Source organism: Pseudoalteromonas ardens (genome assembly GCF_030125445.1).
GTDB lineage: Bacteria > Pseudomonadota > Gammaproteobacteria > Enterobacterales > Alteromonadaceae > Pseudoalteromonas > Pseudoalteromonas ardens.
Genome location: NZ_JASJUV010000008.1, coordinates 122,228 through 143,142, shown reverse-complemented (window position 1 = coordinate 143,142; position 20,915 = coordinate 122,228). Strand labels below are relative to the sequence as shown.

General features: G+C 46.4%; 17 protein-coding genes. 6 read left to right on the top strand and 11 right to left on the bottom strand.

Annotated features, from left to right (window positions below; translation table 11 throughout):
- Positions 1-166: 166 nt before the first annotated feature.
- The 8 genes from QNM19_RS20450 to ccoN all read right to left on the bottom strand — a co-directional run bounded on the left by QNM19_RS20450 (position 167) and on the right by ccoN (position 7,206).
- Complete coding sequence (locus QNM19_RS20450; RefSeq protein WP_049865782.1) at positions 167-838, bottom strand: sulfite exporter TauE/SafE family protein; 672 nt, start codon at positions 836-838, stop codon at positions 167-169.
- Positions 816-998: a cbb3-type cytochrome oxidase assembly protein CcoS gene (ccoS, locus tag QNM19_RS20445; protein WP_049865783.1), complete on the bottom strand. Its 183-nt coding sequence runs from the start codon at positions 996-998 to the stop codon at positions 816-818. The genes QNM19_RS20450 and ccoS overlap by 23 nt, the downstream gene beginning before the upstream one ends.
- Positions 995-3,370, bottom strand: a complete 2,376-nt coding sequence (locus QNM19_RS20440) for a heavy metal translocating P-type ATPase (protein WP_049865784.1) — start codon at positions 3,368-3,370, stop codon at positions 995-997. Before QNM19_RS20440 ends, ccoS begins: the two co-directional genes overlap by 4 nt.
- A gap of 5 nt (positions 3,371-3,375) precedes the next feature.
- Positions 3,376-3,867 carry a FixH family protein gene (locus tag QNM19_RS20435; RefSeq protein WP_040645005.1) on the bottom strand — a complete coding sequence of 164 codons (492 nt, stop codon included), beginning with the start codon at positions 3,865-3,867 and terminating at the stop codon, positions 3,376-3,378.
- 118 nt (positions 3,868-3,985) lie between these two features.
- Positions 3,986-4,951: a cytochrome-c oxidase, cbb3-type subunit III gene (gene ccoP / locus QNM19_RS20430; protein WP_284027148.1), complete on the bottom strand. Its 966-nt coding sequence runs from the start codon at positions 4,949-4,951 to the stop codon at positions 3,986-3,988.
- Positions 4,948-5,133, bottom strand: coding sequence for a cbb3-type cytochrome oxidase subunit 3 (locus QNM19_RS20425; protein ID WP_010385443.1), 186 nt, complete (start codon positions 5,131-5,133; stop codon positions 4,948-4,950). Before QNM19_RS20425 ends, ccoP begins: the two co-directional genes overlap by 4 nt.
- Before the next feature lie 6 nt (positions 5,134-5,139).
- Positions 5,140-5,760 (bottom strand): cytochrome-c oxidase, cbb3-type subunit II, encoded by a 621-nt coding sequence (gene ccoO / locus QNM19_RS20420; protein ID WP_058795135.1) that lies wholly within the window; start codon positions 5,758-5,760, stop codon positions 5,140-5,142.
- A gap of 12 nt (positions 5,761-5,772) precedes the next feature.
- The gene (ccoN, locus tag QNM19_RS20415; protein WP_058795136.1) at positions 5,773-7,206 is read right to left on the bottom strand and encodes a cytochrome-c oxidase, cbb3-type subunit I; all 1,434 of its coding nucleotides are present in this window, start codon (positions 7,204-7,206) and stop codon (positions 5,773-5,775) included.
- 97 nt (positions 7,207-7,303) lie between these two features.
- Here ccoN and QNM19_RS20410 point away from each other — a divergent pair, with 97 nt between their 5' ends.
- From QNM19_RS20410 to QNM19_RS20390, 5 genes are all read left to right on the top strand, one after another.
- A complete protein-coding gene (locus tag QNM19_RS20410; RefSeq protein ID WP_049866217.1) occupies positions 7,304-8,011 on the top strand; it encodes a hypothetical protein in 708 nt (235 codons plus the stop codon).
- A gap of 215 nt (positions 8,012-8,226) precedes the next feature.
- Positions 8,227-12,225: a coiled-coil domain-containing protein gene (locus tag QNM19_RS20405; protein WP_284027147.1), complete on the top strand. Its 3,999-nt coding sequence runs from the start codon at positions 8,227-8,229 to the stop codon at positions 12,223-12,225.
- 62 nt (positions 12,226-12,287) lie between these two features.
- Entirely contained in the window at positions 12,288-13,382 is a 1,095-nt protein-coding gene (locus QNM19_RS20400) for a TonB-dependent receptor (RefSeq protein ID WP_284027146.1), read from the top strand.
- Positions 13,383-13,392: 10 nt separating this feature from the next.
- Positions 13,393-15,306, top strand: coding sequence for a hypothetical protein (locus QNM19_RS20395; protein WP_049865183.1), 1,914 nt, complete (start codon positions 13,393-13,395; stop codon positions 15,304-15,306).
- 117 nt (positions 15,307-15,423) lie between these two features.
- Entirely contained in the window at positions 15,424-15,861 is a 438-nt protein-coding gene (locus QNM19_RS20390; protein ID WP_237113763.1) for a GreA/GreB family elongation factor, read from the top strand.
- On the opposite strand, the gene QNM19_RS20385 is transcribed toward QNM19_RS20390, so the two are convergent.
- Entirely contained in the window at positions 15,862-16,857 is a 996-nt protein-coding gene (locus QNM19_RS20385) for a GlxA family transcriptional regulator (protein ID WP_049865181.1), read from the bottom strand.
- Positions 16,858-16,974: 117 nt separating this feature from the next.
- Between QNM19_RS20385 and QNM19_RS20380 the strand changes: the two genes are divergently transcribed.
- Entirely contained in the window at positions 16,975-18,876 is a 1,902-nt protein-coding gene (locus tag QNM19_RS20380; protein ID WP_049865180.1) for a beta-ketoacyl synthase, read from the top strand.
- Positions 18,877-18,927: 51 nt separating this feature from the next.
- On the opposite strand, the gene fghA is transcribed toward QNM19_RS20380, so the two are convergent.
- Together fghA and QNM19_RS20370 are read right to left on the bottom strand one after the other, a co-directional pair.
- Entirely contained in the window at positions 18,928-19,770 is an 843-nt protein-coding gene (gene fghA, locus QNM19_RS20375; protein WP_049865179.1) for an S-formylglutathione hydrolase, read from the bottom strand.
- Between the two features lie 11 nt (positions 19,771-19,781).
- Positions 19,782-20,903, bottom strand: a complete 1,122-nt coding sequence (locus QNM19_RS20370; protein ID WP_284027145.1) for an S-(hydroxymethyl)glutathione dehydrogenase/class III alcohol dehydrogenase — start codon at positions 20,901-20,903, stop codon at positions 19,782-19,784.
- Positions 20,904-20,915: the final 12 nt, after the last annotated feature.

The following is a 20,915-nucleotide window of genomic DNA, read 5'->3' as shown; positions in this document are numbered from 1 at the left end:
TACTTGAACTTTGCGATATCTGGTACCCAGATATACCATCTATTAGTTGGGTTTTAGGCACTAAACATCAAAGAACCAAACCGCGTATTGATCATTTTAGGTCAAAAAACTCCCATTTCTCGACCAAAATAGATGACTCTCATCTAATAGTATTACTCGCTCTAGATTAATGTACTAGTTTATCCGTTGCAATGATTAGTAGATAAAAGCCATACCAAATAAAAATATTGCCTAACGCAATTCGTGTTGCTTGGTGATTTAAAAACGTACTGAGCACTTGAGCGGATTGACCCACCGCCAGCATGGCTGGAAAAGTACCGAGTGCAAAGGCTGCCATTATGAGGGCGCCACTTAAGCTGCTGCTTGCTTGCAGACTCCAGGTTAGGGCGGAATAGACTAACCCACAGGGGAGCCAGCCCCATAGTGCACCATATGCCAATGCTTTGGATTTTCTGTCGATAGGGAGCAAGTACTTGTTAAGTTGAACAAGACGTTGCCAAAGTAACCATTTGCCAGCTTTTTCCAGCCAGTTAAGCGTGGCTGCCAGGCGCATGACATATACACCAACCAGCAGCATAAAAACGCCGCTAAGCACATTCAGCGTATTTGCAAATAATGTACTTTGTTTGGCAAATGCGGCGCCTAGTCCGGCAACCAGTGCACCGGCCACCATATAGCTGCCTAGCCTGCCCAGGTTGTATAAGAGTGTGGTCACAAAGGCGGACTGTTTGGTCTGGGCGAGTTGCAGGCTTGATGCAATACCACCACACATGACTAAACAGTGACCGCTACCAACCAGGCCCATGACAAAGGCACTAAATAGACTTATCTCGGTCATTGCTTTTGTTGTGTTGCTCTTTGTCGTCTTCGAACAGGATGCTGTGTCCTTGCTTATTTAGATCAGAAAACTGTTCGCTTTTGACGGCCCAAAAAAAGACCCCAATCGCGATGATGACAAATAAAATCGCGATGGGAATAAGGATGTAAATAATACTCATAGCTTCAATAACCTTAGGGAGTTAGTGATCACCAGAATTGAGCTCGCAGACATACCAATGACAGCCACCCAAGGAGGCACTAATCCCATCGCAGCGAGCGGTAAGATTGAACCATTATAACAAAGTGACAAAGTGAGGTTCTGTTTTATCACTGTTTTGGTTTTTTTAGCAACCAGGTGTAGCGTTTGCAGTGACTTCAGGTCGCTGTTAAGTAGGACTACATCGGCGGTATTTTTCGAAATATCTGCACCCGTCTCCATTGCGATGGATAGGTGTGCGCTGTTAAAGACCGGGCTATCGTTTACACCATCGCCAACCATGCCAACGATATGTTGCTGTGCAGACCAGGATTCAACCTGTTGCTGCTTATCTTGCGGAGAGCAGGCATTTTTGTAGGTATCTAATCCCAGCTCCAAAGCCAGATCTTTGACTGCATTTGAGCTGTCGCCGCTCAGCAAATGGCAGCTCAGGCCCTGACCCTGGGCATAATGGATTATCTCGGGCGCGCTATGTCGAACTTTGTCTGCCAGATAGAAATCAGCGACTGGCTGGTCATCGACAAACAGCGTTGCCTGAGCAAAAGAGCTGTGATTGCCAAACCAGGCTGATTTACCGATAGCAACAGGTTGTTGATTAAAGAGGGCTTTAACACCGCTCCCCGTGACGACTTCAACGTCACTTAGCTGCCTTGGAGACACTAGCTGTTCGGTAAATGCTTTCGCGATTGGATGCTCGGAATAACGCTCCAGAGCAACGGCCAGTGCCATTACATCGGACTCCTGCCAGCTTTTGTCAAGTATGCTGATGGATTCGATAGAGAAACGTCCTTCGGTGAGTGTACCTGTTTTGTCAAACGCCATTCTGGTTAGTTTAGGCACAGTTTCAAGTACATGGCTTTCTTTGATTAGGATCCCTTTGCGGGTGAGCGTTGCGACGGCACATGTGAGTGCTGTCGGAATTGCCAAACTGAGAGCACATGGGCAAGTTGCAACTAGCACGGAAATGGTGACCCAAAATGCATGGGGTGGGTCTATCTGGTACCAGGCAACCGCAGTGATAGAGGCGAAAATCAATAAGCAGGCGACAAACCACTGCGCCACTTTATCTGTGACTTCGACGATTTTGGGGCGTTTTGTCAGCGCGTTATGCTGTAGCTTTATGATTTGATTAAGTAGTGTATTTTGACCTACTTTGTTGATTTCAATGGTGATCACGCCATCATGATTGATGGTGCCGGCATAGACCTGATGAGTTTGGTATTTTTTCACGGGTAAGTGTTCACCCGTCATCATAGATTCGTCAACGGTTGTAGAGCCTGAGGTTAATACGCCATCGGCCGGGATGGTTTCACCGGGTTTGATCATAATCTGATCGCTCAGTTGCAAGCTTTTCGCAGCAACGATTTTTTGCTCGCCATCGGGCAATAATTTACGTGCGGTCAGTGGTAACAGTTTTTGCAAGTTAGCAGTAAATTCGCTGGCCTTCAGCCTGGCCCGAAACTCCAGGTATTTACCGAGTAAAAGCAAAAAGGTAAACATACAAATTGATTCAAAATAGACTTCGCCCACAGACATCACCGTGGCATAGCAGCTCGCAGCGTATGCACCAAATATGGCCAGTGAGACGGGGAGATCCATATTGAGCTGTTTGGCTTTGAGCCCTTTTATGGCATTGGTCAGAAATGGCATGGCAGAGTAGAGGATCACCGGAGAGGCCAAAAATAAACTGATCCATCGGAAATACTGCTCGAAATTGTCTTCCATGCCGGAAAACATGCCAAAGTACATGGCAAACGCAAACATCATGACTTGCATGGTCATGAGGCCCGCAACACCTAGTCGGCGTAAATAGGCTTTAGCGACAGTTTGCTTTTGTGCGGCTTCGTCGTCGGCCTGAAAAGGGTAGGCCTTGTAACCAATTTGATGCAGTGACTTAATAATATCACTCAATTTACACTGCTGCGGGTGCCACAAGATCATGGCTCGGTGTGTTGATGTGTTGACGTCAACCCGTGCAACGCCTTTCAGTCCAAGTAATTGTTTCTCAATGAGCCAGGCGCAGGCCGCGCAGCTAATACCTTCGACGCTGAGTAACACTTCCTGTAGCTCGCCTTGCTGACTGACAAAATCTTGCTGTATTTCGGCATTGTCATAACTCAATAGCTCTTTTAGCTGTTCCGGAACCAGTTCTTCGACTTTGCCTGCACTGTCGGTTCGAAATTTATAATAGTCGCTCATGCCCTGAGCTAGAATGGTTTCGGCGACCGCCTGACAGCCAGTGCAGCAGACAGGCTGCGGCTGGCCTTCAAATTGTATGTGAGCAGAAAACCCCGGCGGTACGGGCTCCAGACAATGAAAACAACTGGTTGTCATAGTGTCTACTTATATTCTGGAGAAATGGCGACTTTCTGTGCAGTGGGCAACTGAAGCTTTTCTTTTAGCTTCCAGCTTTGGTCCATGGGTTCTAGAAAAACAGTGAATGCGCCATAATGCGGCTCATCCAGAATGGCTGTGAATTCACCAGCGGCATTGGCCAACAGAGTGACTTCAAAGTCGTATTTCTTGACTGTGCGGTGATAAAAAGACGCTTTCAGTGCATTGACTTTACTGTGGTCACCTTTGGTGAAAGTAAAGCTGATTCTGTCTTCAGTGACATCAAGATCACCATGTAAATACAAGGCTTTAGCTTTATCGAACTTGCTGAGTTCAAGGTTAATGGCCTTGCCTTTTTTATAGTAGTCGTCGACCACCATGTCCGGACCATTACCGACGGCAAAAATCACTAAGAAAACGCAGGCAATAATGGTAACCAGCGGAAAAAACATTAAAAACCAAGGCCAAAAATTCTTATACCAGGGAGTAGGGTTCATAACGACTCAACAGCTTAATTTCAGTGGCAATATTCTATCTTATTTGGGGTTAAATACCTAAAAAAAAGCCTCCGATTGGAGGCTTTTTTGATCTTAAATAAACTTATAATCTATTCGATTATTTCTCCTGAGAGAGACTGTACACGTAGGCTGTAAGCAGGTGTACTTTGTCTTCACCCAGAATGTCTTTCCAAGCTGGCATTACTCCGGCACGGCCATGACGTAGCGTTTCTTCAACTGCACGTTGAGAACCACCGTACAACCAGATGTTGTCAGTCAGGTCAGGCGCACCGAATGGCAGGTTGTGAGCAACAGAGCCCTTACCGTCCATGCCGTGACAAGCCGCACACATTGCGAACTTCGCTTTACCAGCATCAGCATCTTTTTGGTTTACTTTACGGCCAGACAAGCCCAGTACGTATGCAGTCATTTCTTTAATGCCCTGGTCACCCAGTGCATCCTGCCAACCAGGCATCGCAGCAACACGACCTTGCAGTAGTGTTTCTTTGATCTTGTCAGGTGTACCGCCGTACAACCAATCATTGTCTGCCAGGTTAGGGAAGCCCATTGCACCACGTGCATCTGAGCCATGACATTGCGCACAGTTTTGTGCGAACAAACGCTGACCAATTTCAAGTGCTTTTTGATCTTTTGCCAGTGTTTCGATGTCTTGCTCAGCAAATGCCTTGAAGATAGGACCAAAACGCTCGTCAGCAGCTTCAAACTCTTTATCAAGTTGAACCCAGTGACCGTTTGCTTTGGCTTCTTCAATTGCTTTTTTGGACTCCTCGAGAGACGTTACGCCCTGGTTAGAGCTTGTCCAGTTCAAAAAGCCTGCAAAGTTACCTAAGCCAGGGTAAGCAGCAAGATAATAAACAGACCAGATAAATGTTGCGAAGAACATGTAAGTCCACCACTTTGGCAGTGGGTTGTTTAGTTCTTCGATTCCGTCAAACTCGTGACCACAGCTTTCGCCTTCTTCAACACCTGCATAGTTTTTCAGGTTCCAAAGTAGCAAGCCAAAGATCAGAGCCAGACACGCCAAGGTCAATACAATGACCCAAATACTCCAAAAGCTAGTCATTTTTCAGACTCCTTTTCCTCGTTTGAGATTGTGCTGTTGTGCTTTTTTTCATCTTCAAAAATGGCATTAGCTGCGTCATCAAAACGACGTTTGCTACGCTTGCTGTATGCCCACACAACAATCACTATGAACAGTACTAAAATTATCAGAGTCAAAATGCCTCTGTATGTGCCGTAATCCATAACAAATTACTTCAAATGTGTGCCAAGTTGCTGAAGGTAAGCAATCAGGGCTTCCATTTCGGTTTTGCCCTTTACTGCGGCTTCAGCACCTTGAATGTCCTCGTCGGTGTATGGCACACCAAAGTTACGGAACACTTCAAGTTTCTTAGCGGTTAATTGACCGTCCAATACATTCTCATTGAGCCAAGGGTAGCCAGGCATATTTGACTCAGGTACCACAGAGCGAGGATCCATCAGGTGTGCAAAGTGCCAGTCGTCGGAGTAACGCTGACCTACACGAGCCAGATCTGGACCTGTACGCTTAGAGCCCCACTGGAACGGGTGATCCCAAACAGATTCACCAGCTACAGAATAGTGACCATAGCGCTCAACTTCGTCTCGGAAAGGACGGATCATCTGTGAGTGACAGTTGTAACAACCTTCACGTACATAGATATCACGACCTTCCATTTCCAGCGCTGTTAGAGGACGCAAGCCATCAACAGGCTGAGTGGTGTCTTTTTGGAACATCAGTGGAGTGATCTCAACGAGGGCACCAAAGCTGATGGCAAAAACCGTCAGGATAGCCATCAGACCAACGTTCTTTTCGACGATTTCATGTTTGTTTGAAGAGTTATTATTGCTCATACTCGACACCCCTTAAGCCATTTGCGTGTTAGCTTCGGTGGTCAAAGAGCCACTCTTAGCTGCTACAGTACGGTACACGTTGTAAGCCATTACCAGCATACCAATCACGATGAACACACCGCCCAGGAATCGCATAATGTAGAAAGGCTTAGACGCTTCAAGAGACTGTACGAAGCTGTACATCAAAGTACCGTCAGAGTTAACTGCACGCCACATCAGACCTTGCATAACACCAGAGATCCACATTGCTACGATGTACAGAACAACACCAACTGTGTGTAGCCAGAAGTGGGTGTTAACCAGTTTAACGCTGTACATGTTAGCATGACCAAATAGTGCAGGGATCAGGTGGTAGATAGCACCAATAGAGATCATAGCAACCCAACCTAGTGCACCTGAGTGAACGTGGCCGACTGTCCAGTCAGTGTAGTGTGATAGAGCGTTTACTGACTTGATTGCCATCATTGGACCTTCGAAGGTAGACATACCGTAGAAAGACAGAGAAACAACCAGGAAACGCAGTACAGGGTCGGTGCGCAGTTTATGCCAGGCACCAGACAGGGTCATGATACCGTTGATCATACCACCCCAAGAAGGCACGAACAGGATCACAGACATTACCATGCCCAGAGATTGAGTCCAGTCCGGTAGTGCAGTGTAGTGTAAGTGGTGAGGACCTGCCCAAATATACAGAGAAACCAGTGCCCAGAAGTGAACTACTGATAAACGATAAGAGTAAACAGGGCGACCAGCTTGTTTAGGCACGAAGTAATACATCATACCCAGGAAACCAGCAGTCAGAAGGAAACCTACCGCGTTGTGACCGTACCACCACTGAACCATAGCATCTACCGCACCCGCATAAATAGAATATGACTTGGTTAGAGACACAGGTACTGCCATGCTGTTTACGATGTGTAGTACTGCAACGGTAATAATGAAGCCCGCGTAGAACCAGTTCGCTACATAAATGTGTGACACTTTACGCTTGATCAGTGTGCCGAAGAAAACAACAGCATACGTAACCCAGACTACAGCGATTGCAATATCGATTGGCCACTCAAGTTCAGCATATTCTTTAGAAGATGTGATACCCAGTGGCAGCGTGATAGCTGCTGCAAGAATGATTGCTTGCCAGCCCCAGAAAGTGAAAGCGGCTAGCTTGTCGGAGAATAAACGCGTTTGACACGTACGCTGTACAACATAGTAAGATGTTGCAAATAGTGCACTAGTACCAAATGCGAAGATTACTGCGTTCGTGTGTAACGGACGAAGTCGAGAGTAAGTTAACCATGGAATGTCGAAGTTTAACGCAGGCCACGCAAGTTGCGCCGCGATAAAGACACCTACACCCATGCCAACGATGCCCCAAATCACTGTCATTATAGCGAATTGGCGTACAACCTTATAATTGTACTCAGTTTGTGATGCTACTGTTTGGCTCATTTTCTGGATTCCGCTGCAATTAATGCGATTAGAAATGATTAACCTGTAATACAGGCCCTGTTTTTTTATTTCAACAAACCCGTTTGAGTTACATCCCGTGGAACAAAACTCTCACCAGCTTGAGAAACCCTTATTTTTGCAAGGAAATAATAATTTTTTTGCAAACGAAAAGATACTACAAACACCTAAAATAATGACATCAATCAAACTTTGTACGCGTCATTTGTTCAATGAGTACGCGAATTGCGCAATATCAAAACAAATTGCAAAACTTAACGCCAAAGGCTGGCCGAAAAGAGCAATCCCACATAAACTGAATGTCTTTTCAAGATGTCACACACTACGCATTATGCAGAAAATTTGCACACTACCCGGTGTTTTTTTAGTCACTTTCCTGACGGCCTGTTCAGACCCAAGTACCATTATACATGAAAGTTCAGAAAATAGTGAAAGTTCGCAAACTTCCTTGAATTGTATTGCCTCTTCCCCCTGTCAAAGTCACGAAATAACGCTCTGGAATTCAGCCGAAACACTTCGACCAGAAACCCCGTTTGACTTGTTTCTGGACACACAAAACCCAGCACTTAAAGTTCGTGCTGCCTGGCTGGAGGGGAAGAGCATGTATATGGGAAAAATCCCCGTTTTTTTCACCTTAGAGCAAAACTCGCGCTGGTCTGCTGAGGTCATGGTCGGTGCATGCAGTGACCCGGTCATGGAGTGGCAGCTGACGATAGAATTGACCGGGCAGGCAGTGAAAGTAAGTGACAAAACTGTCACATTTAGCCTGTACACTACGCGAAATTGATGTATCGCAGTTGAATACTCTTACTTAGCGTTTCATGTTCGTTTACAAAACTTCTCGATTTTGCATGACTTTGTTAAGCGTTTTCACTATATTTAACCAAACCGCACATGGCGATAACAGAATACCCATTTGGCCAGAGTCTCGTTTGACAAAACACTCACACAGGCAAATAACTATATTAAGAACAAAACGCAAGCTATTTAAGGAGACATCTAGTGGCAAAGCGCATAAGTAAATTCACTCCATTGGCATCCACCATTGCTTTAAGTTTGGGGCTATCAGGCTGTAGTCTTTTTGATGATGATGACAATAACGTCCCGGTGACGACCCCCCAGGAAGTTGAAAGCACGGTAACAGCAAACTTTTCGGTAGCCATATCAGGCAAGGCTGTAAAAGGTACGCTCAGTGGTGCCCAAGTGAGTGTCAAGGCACTTGATGCTCAGGGAAATATGGTCGACTTTGCATACCGAACTCAGGCGGGCGAAGAATCGGCAACAGAGAAAGCGCTTAATACAGAAGATGCAAAGCAGAAAGCTGAAGCAAAGCTGGTTGCTTCTAACCCTACCGACGTCAAAACAGACGCTCGTGGTTTCTTCCAGTTGTTTGTTGATGAGAACTTTACTGGTCCGGTTTATATTACGGTTAAAACAACCAAAGATGGAGACGCATTGGTAAAATGTGATGCGTTCGTTGGATGTGGTGAAGGCGTTGCCATTGATAATGGTGATGGGATTGTAAAAGACAACGGCAAAATTGACTTTGGTGAATGGTACAAAGATGACATTGAATTGTCGGTTGTGAAAATCATTGCTCCCAACACCGCTGCGCGACCCGCGTCAGCTAAAAATCAGCCTAGTTTTGCCGATGGAGATAATAACCAGTACACAGCTAACGCGACTATTTTTACTTCAACGGCAGTGAAGTTGCTGTTGGACGCAGCCGCAGAGCAGGGCATTGATGCAGCAAAAGTCGGTGAAGCCAGTACTCGAGTACTCAAAGCCTTGGTAGGTAACACTCAGCTTGTTGCTTCTTTGACTGGTGACCTGTCTTTGGGCGGTGCAGTTGACTTCACTGATGTTGGTCAGGGCGAGTCTATTGATGAGGGTGTACTTGCCCTTATCCAGATTGCATCTACCCTACAAGCGATTGCAGGTAAAGAGGGCAAAAGTACTGATGAAGTGCTCGATACCCTCTCAGAGGATGTTGGCAGTGGAGACTTAACGCAAAGTGATACTTTCAACAAGGTGAAAGATGAAACCTCGAAAGCAGCTAAGATTTTGGTTGCTATGGTGAGTAATGATTTATCCGCGCTAGAACAAGCTTTGATTGATGCTGGTGTTCCTGCAGACGACGCAGCTTCAGTCGCTGAAAAAGTCAATGAAGCAAAAGACAAGGCCGTTGAAAATGGCGCAACCACAGATGATGACTTAACTAAAGATGTCGAGCAGGTTAAAGAACAGCTTGAGGATCTAGGTAACGAAGACGTTGTGATACCGGACGAAAATGATGAAAATGATGTTGCAAACGCAACGTTATTAACTGCCATCAATGCGAGCTCTTCACAACTCGATTCAGCGGATACTGATCTGTCTCAGCTCAACACAACCTTAGCGGACGTACAAGAACTGTCTGAAACGTTGGACACAAAAGAGCAAGCAACGGCTTACTTTTCAGCTGCCAGTCAGCTTAGCGCAAGCTTCGATGCTCAAAAAGACGCAATCGCTGCCATTTTTAGCGCTGAGGCCACAAATATCGACGCTCATATCGCAGCCGCTCAGGCACTTGTTGATATAGACACTAAATATCAAGCTACGCTGGATCTGGCGACAGAGTTGAAAGGTAAGTTAGAAAGCCTTGTTCAATTCAACGACAGTATTGCGACACAAGTGGCAGAGCAGATTAGTAATGCAACAAAGGCAGTGGAAGACTTTGACGTAAAACTTGAGGCTTCAGCACAAGCGGCAACGTCTGCACTTGAGTCCGCTACGACGGCAAAAGATGCGTTCACTGAGCTTGAGACACCACTCAAAGCGGAAATTTCAGCAGCAAATAGTCTGGTTGAACAAATCGTTGATCTTGACTCTGCGATTGCGGCACTTGATGCTGTGACATCAGCCCAGGGTTCATTAAGTAACGTTGCCGACCTATCACAAGATTTTACAACTAAAGCAACAGTGGCTGTTACGACGGCTACAGACTATAAAGCGGAAGCAGACGCGCAGGGCGAACAGGTTGAACAGGCAACTGAAGCACTGCAAAACGCGCAACAAATTAAAGCAGAAGCTGACACCGCAGCATCTAGTGTCACCGCTTATACCAGCGAATTAAGCACTGCTGAGGAAACGGCTCAGGAGCGCAAGCTTGCCTATGAGCAACAACTTGAAGACGATAGGGAGCTAAACGAGGCGCTTGTCGGCCAGATAAGTGAACAGCTTCAGCTCTTAAGTGTGCCTCAGGGTGAGATAACGGGTTTTGAGACTGAGTTGGTGCAGGTAAAAGAAAAAGGCACGAATACCAATACAGTAGACCTGGCAACAGAGTATTACCTGGCTGCCTTAAGCCTTCAGACGGCAGTGTCGGTTGATAAGCAAAATGGCTGGAACACGACCTTGTCAGGTGTTTCTGATAAAGCTCAGGAAATTGTCAGTTCAGCGACCGCGTTGGCGAACAGAAATAGTGAGTATACGTCTACGAAAGACAATGCAGATGCGCTGTTAGCATCAACTGAGCAAACACAAGCTAAAGTGTCTGCTTTGGTGTCTGGCATAGATGCTGAAGTCAGCAATGCAGAAGCGAAACTAACCTTAGAGCAACAAATTGCAGCGGCATTGAAGCTCGCTCAGGATTTAATCACTGAAACGCAAACTGCCGAGACTGAGGTTGCTACCAAGCAAGCTGAGTTCGAAGCTGCTTATAATGAGGCACAGGCTGCGTTTAACAATATAGAAAACTTGGGCACAGCCCAACAGGCACTGGATGCAGCGGTCGCAGCGGTCGCAGCAGGCGACGCATACAAGCAAGCTGTTGCGAATTATGTTGAGCTATCCAATGCTGCTGTTATCGCAGCGCAGAACTATAAAAACTTAGTGGATAGTCGTGAAGCTGCATCATTAGTGACGATTCAAACAGATAGCGAAGATCCCACTGAGCTACTGACATTGGCCACTGAACTACAAGTGAAAGCGGTTGCTGCCAATACAGAGTTTGAACAAGACTCACGTCCTGCGGAAGTTGCTGAATTACAGACGCTCTCTGAAGAAAAGAGAGATGGGTATGTCGCTGACAATGACAACACCGAAATTGGTAAGCAAGGTACAGATAAATTGGTGAACATCAGCTTTGTTACCAAAGAAGGGGCTGATGCGGTCTTTAATGCCGGCGAAATTATATATGATGTTGTGAGGGATGTCTGGGATTCAGGCTTAGATAGCGGTGTACACTCGGGTGTGGCGCCAAACTTCCCACAATGGAACTATAGCTATGATACTGAGAGCTATAAACTGAGTTTGGAAAATACTCAGGGCGAAGAGCAGATCGATGCAACAGGGCAGGTAAACTCAGGTGCTCAGAGTAAGATCTTGTTTACCTGGTCAGGCTTGCTGAAAGCAGACTCTGGTCAGAAAATTGAGATTCAAAGTGCCGATTTGGCTGAGTGTGAACGTTGGGCGCTTGACGTTATTGCAATGCCAAATGCCTCTTGTACCATTCTTTACGTTGACGGCAGTATTCAGAAAGTTGAAGATGCGCGTGATTTTGATATTTCTCGTGGCAAGACCTTTAACGTTGTAGAGTTTGTTGATGGTCAATATGGTTTTAGTGGGTACTTCTCATCCGAGGCGACGGCAGTCGATGCTCAGGGTAATCCTCTACCGCTATTCACTGACGGTGCCATTGAACTTGCAGACGTGACTTTGTCAGGTGATAGTGAAGGGACCGAATTTACTGCGCATTTTGACCTGCGCAATGAAAGTGACAACAATGAACTTGGCTTGGCCAATATTATATTGGACAACTTTAACGGATATGTATTTAAGGTCAGTTTGATCGATGAGGCTGGTCCGTTATTGGGAGATGTGTCAATCAACAATGATACGACTCAACCAATCAAGGTTGGTGACGTAGAAGAGGTAACCAATGGTTTCCGCATCGACTATATCAACGGAGAGTCAATCGAATATACAGATATCGATTTTTTAGGCCAGTCAAATAATTAAAACAGGCCTGGATTAAGGGGGAAAGGTCAACCTTTCCCTTTTTTTTGTTAAAAGTGAAGTTTATGAAATTAAAAAAAACCTCTCCATTGCTCATTCTTCTTGGTGTTTCCTCAGTTAATCAGGCTTACGCAAGTTCCAGTGACATTGAGCTCATTCACCAGTTTCACAGCGAAATTTATACTGAGGCCCAGCCCGTTAAAGCATTTGTCGAAGATTTTGATAAACCTTTGACCCATGGCGACAGTGCTTTTACCTATAATGTGTTTGAACTGGGTATGAAATACAAAGGCATTGGGTTTGGCGCCCAGAGCCGATTCGATTATTTACTTGCTTTTGATCCCGATACGGCACGTTATACACACACAGAAAAAAATGATCTACCATTTGAACGTCGTAATTATCGCTATTATCTGAGAGGTAAGCAGGCGACAACCAACGGGGTTTTTCTAAGTTACGATTTTACGTTGCTGGATGAGCGCTTAGTCATTACACCAAAGTTTACGTATTTTCAAAGTACGCACTTTCAGGATGCGATAGTCGACGGCACCATTTTTGCGGATGAAATTGAAGGAAAATTACAGACTGAGTACTACTTTTCCAAAGATATCCTATTTAAGTCATTTACACCGACAGAAAACCCGGAAGGGGAAGGCTATAGTTTTGATCTTGCACTTAGCTGGCAGATCACACCTGATTTAGATATTTGGGCCGCAGCCAAAGACCTGATGTATGAGACGAAGTATGAGGGAGTTGGGTTTGTCAATGGATTCACTACCGATATTCCTTTTACAGAGAGAGAAGATGGGATAGATACAACACCGTCTGTAAGATTGCGTACCTCTGCCTATGACCAAGAAATCGAATACACCTTTGAGCAGAACGCCAGATACTATTTGGGCGTGAACTACCGTATTAACAACCAGTTTTCTACCACACTAAAAGCACGCAAGTTTATTGATGATACCTTCGTTCAGGCAACCGTATCCTATCATTTTGGAGAGAGCTGGGAGCTATTTGGCGGGTATGAAACACATAGCGAGGCTTTTGAGTTGGGAATTAAAACTCGCCATGCAGGCATATCGGTTAAAATGGATAACCCTGATATCGAAGATGCGCATTATGTAAATTTGAACTGGTTTCTTAACTTGGCATTTTAAGGGGTAAAAGGTGCAAAAAATCAATAAAATCTTACCTTTGTTGTTGGCTGGCACTTTAGCCGCATGCGGTGGAAGTAGTGACCCGGCCCCGACTGTAAACGATGCTGAGCCTGGGCTTGGCCATGATGTTACTCAAGTTCCATCAGCGTCTGTGGCTTTCTTTGTGCCCAAATTTGCTGATACCTCAGGCACATTGACAGTCACTCAGGTCAGTTCAAGGGAAACACAGCAGTTTACCGTTAATGATCTAAATCAAATGACCATCGCCCTGGACGCAGGCAGGGTGTATCAATTTGAGTTTAGCCCAAGTTCCGAACAAGCATTCTGTCCCAGAAAGCTGGGGTGTGGCCGAGCCCTGCGTGACGATCCAAATGACCTTAATGGCAACGATGAAATTGATTTCGGCGAACCTGTCTCTGCGACTGTGTCATATTCTCTGGCAGCAAAACTCATTGCTGGCCAAAATCAGCTGTATTTCTCTTCTTATGGAACATTGCTAAGCGAATCGCAGTCAGACAGTACAGTGTTGTCTTTGACGAATACACCGATTTATCACCTGAGTCACAGTCGTATCAACCAGTCATTGCAAGCAGAGTATGCTGCCAGAGCATTTACATATGCGGATATCATGAGGCAGTTAAATATAGAGGGGCGCCAGGATGACGAGACATCATCGCTGGCTGATGCCTTTGAGCTTGCTTATAATCACAGCGACAATACGCTTTGGCAAAGCTATATTGATGAAGTCAATCAATACTTCATAGAAACACTGTTGGACGAGAAGGACAGCACACTGTTTGCCAATGTCGTTGAGCAGGTGTTACTGAATGCCAATGAAGCATTGCAATTGCAAGATATGGTGACGCTGGCAGACTCTGAGACAGTGTTTAACAATGACTTGCTTGATCACTTCAGGGATTCTCTGGGCGTAATCCGCCTTCAGGAAGAAAAATACAGTGATGAGCTGGATACCAAGCTGCGCGAGATAGAGAGTCTTGCTGCTGATGAAGTAGTACAAGAGTCGTTTTTGGCTCTTTCAGAGGCGGTCTACAATGTTGTTGATGCTGTGTCTCCAGCCCGCAATTCTGAACCTGGTAATTATCAGGTTGATGATCTCGATATAGTGTATACAACAGATCCGTCGTTCAACTGGCGAGTAACAGGCTTCAATAGAGGGTTTGAAGTCAGTATTGACGTCACTATGTCCGAGTGGCGTAAAAGCCCAACTTTGGGCGACCGCATCGCTGGTAGTGGCGTCGCCTCTGTGCGTAAAGGTGACGTGTCTTTAGAAGCTGACCTGGACGATATCTTTTTATTGTTCGATGGCTCTATTGATGATGATAACCTGCAAACGGCCACCGGCACTTCGCGTTTCGCAGGGAAGATCACCTTACAAACATCAGCCTCGACTACTAAAGCGGATCTGAGATTACGTTTAAACCGGGTAATGTCTCCCCGCAATTCGGTTGAAAGTATCCTTGCCAATTTGCGTGTACGTGGTGACTTTGAAACTGCCAATCAGCTGACACCTGTGACTTTATATGCTGCTGAGCGATCTCCTTTTGCGTTTGATACCAGCCTGGATTTAGCATTTGGGTTACATGTCGACTTTGATCTCAAGGGCGGTCCTGATTTTCAATTACAACTGGCTGTTGATGATCCCAGCAATGTCACAAATTTGAACTCTGCTGAGATCAGTTACCTTCTCGGTGGCCGGGTTATGCAACTTGATGTGCGCCGCTCTGGAGACAACAATAACATTGTTGCGCAAGGAAAAGATGGCTACTGGCTGGATATAAAACAAAAGGGTCGTAATTTCACTGGGGGTTATTATTACGGTGACCAGCAAATCGGTGACGTGAAAACGGTACGAGGGATCCCTGGTGTTTTATTCCCGGATGGGAGTTTTGAATCCCTGTTCTGATGGTGCCTGTTACTGTTAGAATAATGTCTTTATTTGAAAGGGCCTTCGGGCCCTTTTTGAGGTCTTAAGAGGGTAAGTTTGAATAAAAGCCATGTTATTGAACATTTAAGGTTTGCGTTGGAATGCAAGCTGCAGGAGGCACAAGAAGCCGCGGATAGTGCCCGTGCCGATGCGATCCATGAACAAAGTGCTGCGGAAACTCAGTATGATTCATTAAGTATTGAGTCTGGCTACCTTGCCGAAGGACAAAGTGAGCGAGTCGACCAGGCGCATAAAGCCATTCAGGCATTTGAGCAGACGTATACCCTAAGTCGTCCCGATGTTGTTCAGGTGGGGGCACTGGTTGAGTTGGTTGACGAGCAGGGTCAGCATCACTGGTTTTATGTCGGCCCCTGCGAAGGCGGATTAAAAGTGATTTTGGGCACCACAGAGGTGAGAGTGATCACGCTCGCGTCTCCTATCGGCCTGGCCCTCCGGGGGCGTGACCTGGGTGAAGAGATTGAATTTAATTTCAATGGCACAACGCAATGGCTGGAGCTACTTGAGTTACAGTGATTATGAAAAGAGCTTTTTTCTGACCACTTGCCGATACTGGCTGGGGGTCTGATTCATCGTACTTTTGAAGACCCTGGTAAGTTGCCCTTGAGAGCTAAACCCACAAGCCATTGCTATTTCCTGAATGCTCAGGTTAGTGGAGGCTAATAGCTCAGTAACCTGACGTACCCGAGCCGTTTGCAAATAATTCGCGGCAGTTTGTCCGGTTGCAGCTTTGAAACGGCGGTTGAACGTTCGGTAACTCATACCAAATTGCGCGGCAACGTCGGGGAATGTTATTTCATTCGCACTGTTGTTGCGTAACCAAAACTGGATTGAGGCTATTTGTTCATCGCTATGTCGGTCCACTGCACCTTCAAGGTATCTTTGTTCTTCATAGGGTTTTCGCACTTCATGAGAAAAGTTTTGTTGCACATGATTAGCTGCCTCCTGACCATAAAACTGGCCAATAAAGTGGACAATTACATCTGCCAGCGCGTTTAAGCTTGCGACGGTATATAGTCGCTCTGATTGGGTGATGAAGTAATCCGGACGTAAGGCAACTAAGGGGTAATTACGCTTAAACTGTTCAGCATAATGCCAGTGAGTTGTTGCGGAATGTCCGTCAAGGATCCCTGACTCAGCCAAAAAGCAAACGCCAGTTCCAACGCCAATCAGTGTGGCTCCTGAGCGCCGTGCCTCGGCTAAATTTGAAACCAAAGAGGTATTTTTTCTCAGCACCGGGCGAGGGTTGCGCCAGATACTGGGAATAATAATGTAGTCGAAATCACTCAATGCACTGAAACTGGTGTGTGCTGAAAAGGGCACACCCATTGATGAGTGAACAGCTTCTCCAGTCTCACTTAGCCAGGCAATTTCCAGCGGTATAAACTCATTGCCCAGATGGCGCCTTGCAAACGCTTCACCGGCGCGCAGCATTTCTATAGGTAATGTTACGCTGGTTATGAGCATTTGCTCATAAAGCGTGAAGGCAATACGGTGATTGTAAGTACCCATCTCATCCGACCTCTTATTGGTGGCGTAATTTGCATGTTATGTGGCGAAAAAAGAAAAGTATCATATTTTCCTTCGTTCTAAAATCGGTTCATTAGTTTTATTTGATAAGAGTTTGATATGACAGCATTACCAATTATCGTAGGTATGGGCGGTGTAAATGCCGCTGGCAGAACCTCGTTCCATCAGGGCTTTCGTCGCATTGTATTAGACAGCCTGGATGATGCTGCAAGGCAGGAAACTTTCCTGGGTTTAGCGACTTTGATGAACCTGGTGTCTTTACAGGGATCGGAGTTGGTAACAGCTGAAGGTGACATCGTTCAGCGTGACGAAATTGAAGCACGCTTTGGCCAGCAGATTGTTGACGGCACATTAATCCGTAAAATCGAAAAAAACCACTTTGATGTAGATGCAACACATTGGCAGCAAAAGCTGACAATGCAGGCAAGCGATAGCCATGGTTTAACTTTTACGTGCCGCAAACGTGATTTACCAACGCCTGTACCATCTAGCTGGCAGATTGAAATGCTGGATGAAAAAACGGCTCAGGTACTTATTCCAGAGCAACTAGCTGTAAAAGTGGATAGTTATAGAGACAATCCGATCAAAGCAGCTGGTCAGCTGCCAACCGGCTTTGACCCCTCGACCATGTATAACAGCCGTTACCAACCACGAGGTTTGCAAGCCACCATTTTTGCCGCGACCGATGCTATCCGCTCCACTGGCCTGGACTGGCAAAAAGTGATGAACAGTGTTGAGCCGGATCAGATTGGCACTTATTCGGCTTCGATAGCAGGTCAGGTAAATGATGAAGGACTTGGTGGGCTTATTCGGAGTCGCATGAAAGGGGAGCGGGTGAGCACCAAGCAGCTGGCATTGGGTCTGAACTCCATGTCAACTGACTTCATTAATGCTTATGTGACGGGCAGTGTGGGTACTACCTTCTCGACGACAGGTGCTTGCGCGACGTTTTTGTATAATCTACGTGCAGCAGTTAATGACATTCAGGCAGGCAGAACCCGTATTGCCGTGGTTGCCAGTGTTGAGTGTGCGTTAACCCCAGAGATCATAGAAGGCTTTGGCAATATGGGCGCGCTGGCTAACGAAGAAGGTCTGCGCAAGCTTGATAACACCGACCAGGTCGATTACCGCCGTACCAGCCGCCCATTTGGCGAAAACTGTGGCTTTACTATTGGAGAAGGCGCACAGGTAACTATTCTGATGGATGATAAGTTAGCGCTTGAGCTGGGCGCCGATATCATGGGGTCCGTTGCAGATGTTTATGTTAATGCTGATGGGGTGAAGAAATCGATTACAGCGCCTGGCCCGGGTAACTACATTACTATGGCAAAGTCAGTGGCATTGGCGGAGCAGATCGCGGGTACTGAAGCGCTTCAACAGCGTAGTTTTATTCTGGCACATGGTTCCAGCACACCGCAAAACCGCGTGACTGAATCTTTGATTTACCATCGCATTGCAGAGACATTTGCTATCGAAGGCTGGAAAGTCGCTGCGCCTAAAGCATTTGTCGGCCATACCATTGGCCCGGCATCTGGTGACCAGCTAGCAATGGCACTGGGTGTCTTCAGTCATCAGATCATGCCAGGTGTGACGACCATCGATGCGGTGGCAGAAGACGTTCATGATCAGCATCTGGATATCCGTACCCACCATTATAACTGTGGAGAAATGGATATTGCTTTTATTAACTCCAAAGGGTTTGGTGGTAATAATGCAACTGCAACGGTACTGTCGCCAGCCATCACTCTGAAAATGTTATCAAAGCGCTACAGCGATGCCGCGCTTGCAGAGCATGGTGCCAAACTCGCAGAGACGAAGCAGCAGCAAGCGAGTTACCAGAAGGCTGCTGATCTGGGTCAGTATGAGCTTATCTACCGATTTGGTGATGGCATGATTGATGAATCCGAATTGCAGCTGAGTAAAGAAGCCCTGGAGATCCCTGGCTTTGATAAAGCTGTCAAGCTGAACGTCAATAACCAGTATGGTGATTTGACGGATTAAAATACTATGTTAAGCAAACAAAAGGCGCGTTAGCGCCTTTTTTTGTGCTGGTTACTTCAGATATTGTGCATGGAAGTCGAGGTGCGAATCGATGAAGGTCGAAATAAAGAAGTAACTGTGGTCATATCCCGGTTGCATGGTTAGTGTAAACGGGTGATCTGCTGCCAGAGCCGCTTGCTCCAGAGCTTCTGGCTTAAGTTGCTCTGTGAGGAATTGATCGGCATCGCCCTGATCAACCAGGATAGGTGCTTTCTTATCCCCCTCATTTTGCCTGAGCAGGTGGCAGGCGTCGTAAGCTTGCCATGCTGTGCTGTCTGCGCCCAGGTAGCCTGTGAATGCTTTTTTGCCCCAAGGACAATCCACCGGATTTGAGATTGGACTAAATGCCGAGATACTCTGATAGCGGGTTGGGTTTTTCAGCCCGATGATCAGCGCGCCGTGGCCACCCATGGAGTGTCCCGCTATGGCACGCTTGTCAGAAACCGGAAGGTGCGCTTCGATAAGCGTAGGCAGCTCGTCACTGACATAGCTATACATCTGGTAGTGCTTATCATAGGGGGCTTGTGTCGCATTGACGTAAAAGCCTGCGCCCAGTCCAAAATCATAGCTATTTTCCGGATCATCCGGGATCGCTTCACCACGCGGTGATGTATCCGGTGCGACGATTGCTATCCCCAGTTCGCTGGCACGTTTAAACGCGCCAGCTTTTTGCATAAAGTTCTCGTCGTTACAGGTCAGCCCTGACAGCCAGTAAAGCACAGGTACAGGTTGGCCTCTAAGTGCTTGCTCAGGTAAAAAAACGGCAAACGTCATTTTACATTGCGTATTCAGGCTGTCGTGCTGATAACGTCGATGCCAGCCTCCGGCGACTTTGTTTTCGCTCAATAATTCCATAATGTGCTCTTTTATAAATGGATCACCGAACGAATACTCTTACCCTGATGCATTAGCTCAAATGCTTCGTTAATGTCATCCAGTGACATCGTGTGGGTAATAAAGTCATCCAGTTTAAATTCACCTGCCAGGTAACGCTCGACGATTTCTGGCAGCTCTGAACGGCCTTTAACACCGCCGAATGCTGTACCCCGCCATACCCGGCCGGTTACCAATTGGAAAGGACGGGTAGAGATTTCCTGACCTGCACCCGCAACCCCGATGATCACGGATTCGCCCCAGCCTTTGTGACAACATTCCAGTGCACTACGCATAACATTCACATTACCAATACACTCAAATGAGAAATCAACCCCTCCATCAGTCATCTCGACGATAACCTCCTGAATAGGTTTGTCATAATCATTTGGGTTGATGAGATCCGTTGCGCCGAGTTTTTCTGCCAGCGCATATTTGTCTGTATTGATATCAACGCCGATGATCCGACTTGCACCAGCCATCACAGCACCAATCACGGCTGACAGGCCAATACCGCCCAGGCCAAAGATGGCGACGGTATCGCCAGGTTGTACTTTGGCTGTGTTCATCACCGCACCCATTCCTGTTGTTACCCCACATCCTAACAGGCAGATCTCTTCTAGTGGTGCAGTTTTATTGACTTTAGCCAGAGAAATCTCTGGAAGAACAGTATATTCTGAGAAGGTTGACGTGCCCATATAGTGATAAATAGGCTCGCCATCTTTGTAAAAACGGGTGGTCCCGTCAGGCATAACCCCTTTGCCCTGAGTCGCACGGATTTTCTGACATAAGTTTGTTTTACCGGAAGTACAGAACTTACATTCACCACATTCCGGTGTGTAGAGTGGAATTACGTGGTCACCTATAGCGACACTGGTTACACCTTCACCTACGGCTTCAACAATACCGCCGCCTTCGTGACCTAAAATCGCTGGAAAAACGCCTTCCGGATCTTCTCCTGATAGGGTGAACGCGTCTGTATGACAGACACCTGTGGCAACGATTTTAACCAATACTTCGCCTGCTTTAGGCATCATCACATCCACTTCTTCAATGCTCAGTGGTTGTCCTGGTCCCCAGGCAATCGCTGCCCGTGATTTAATAAACTCAGCCATCATTACTCCAGT

What these genes read in the sequence shown, in the direction of transcription:
- QNM19_RS20435 (WP_040645005.1), bottom strand. Translation starts at nt 3,867, where the DNA reads ATGAACCCTACTCCCTGGTATAAGAATTTTTGGCCTTGGTTTTTAATG.
- QNM19_RS20400 (WP_284027146.1), top strand. Translation starts at nt 12,288, where the DNA reads ATGAAATTAAAAAAAACCTCTCCATTGCTCATTCTTCTTGGTGTTTCC.
- ccoP (WP_284027148.1), bottom strand. Translation starts at nt 4,951, where the DNA reads ATGACTAGCTTTTGGAGTATTTGGGTCATTGTATTGACCTTGGCGTGT.
- QNM19_RS20385 (WP_049865181.1), bottom strand. Translation starts at nt 16,857, where the DNA reads ATGGGTACTTACAATCACCGTATTGCCTTCACGCTTTATGAGCAAATG.
- fghA (WP_049865179.1), bottom strand. Translation starts at nt 19,770, where the DNA reads ATGGAATTATTGAGCGAAAACAAAGTCGCCGGAGGCTGGCATCGACGT.
- QNM19_RS20380 (WP_049865180.1), top strand. Translation starts at nt 16,975, where the DNA reads ATGACAGCATTACCAATTATCGTAGGTATGGGCGGTGTAAATGCCGCT.
- QNM19_RS20450 (WP_049865782.1), bottom strand. Translation starts at nt 838, where the DNA reads ATGACCGAGATAAGTCTATTTAGTGCCTTTGTCATGGGCCTGGTTGGT.
- ccoN (WP_058795136.1), bottom strand. Translation starts at nt 7,206, where the DNA reads ATGAGCCAAACAGTAGCATCACAAACTGAGTACAATTATAAGGTTGTA.
- ccoS (WP_049865783.1), bottom strand. Translation starts at nt 998, where the DNA reads ATGAGTATTATTTACATCCTTATTCCCATCGCGATTTTATTTGTCATC.
- ccoO (WP_058795135.1), bottom strand. Translation starts at nt 5,760, where the DNA reads ATGAGCAATAATAACTCTTCAAACAAACATGAAATCGTCGAAAAGAAC.
- QNM19_RS20425 (WP_010385443.1), bottom strand. Translation starts at nt 5,133, where the DNA reads ATGGATTACGGCACATACAGAGGCATTTTGACTCTGATAATTTTAGTA.
- QNM19_RS20440 (WP_049865784.1), bottom strand. Translation starts at nt 3,370, where the DNA reads ATGACAACCAGTTGTTTTCATTGTCTGGAGCCCGTACCGCCGGGGTTT.
- QNM19_RS20370 (WP_284027145.1), bottom strand. Translation starts at nt 20,903, where the DNA reads ATGGCTGAGTTTATTAAATCACGGGCAGCGATTGCCTGGGGACCAGGA.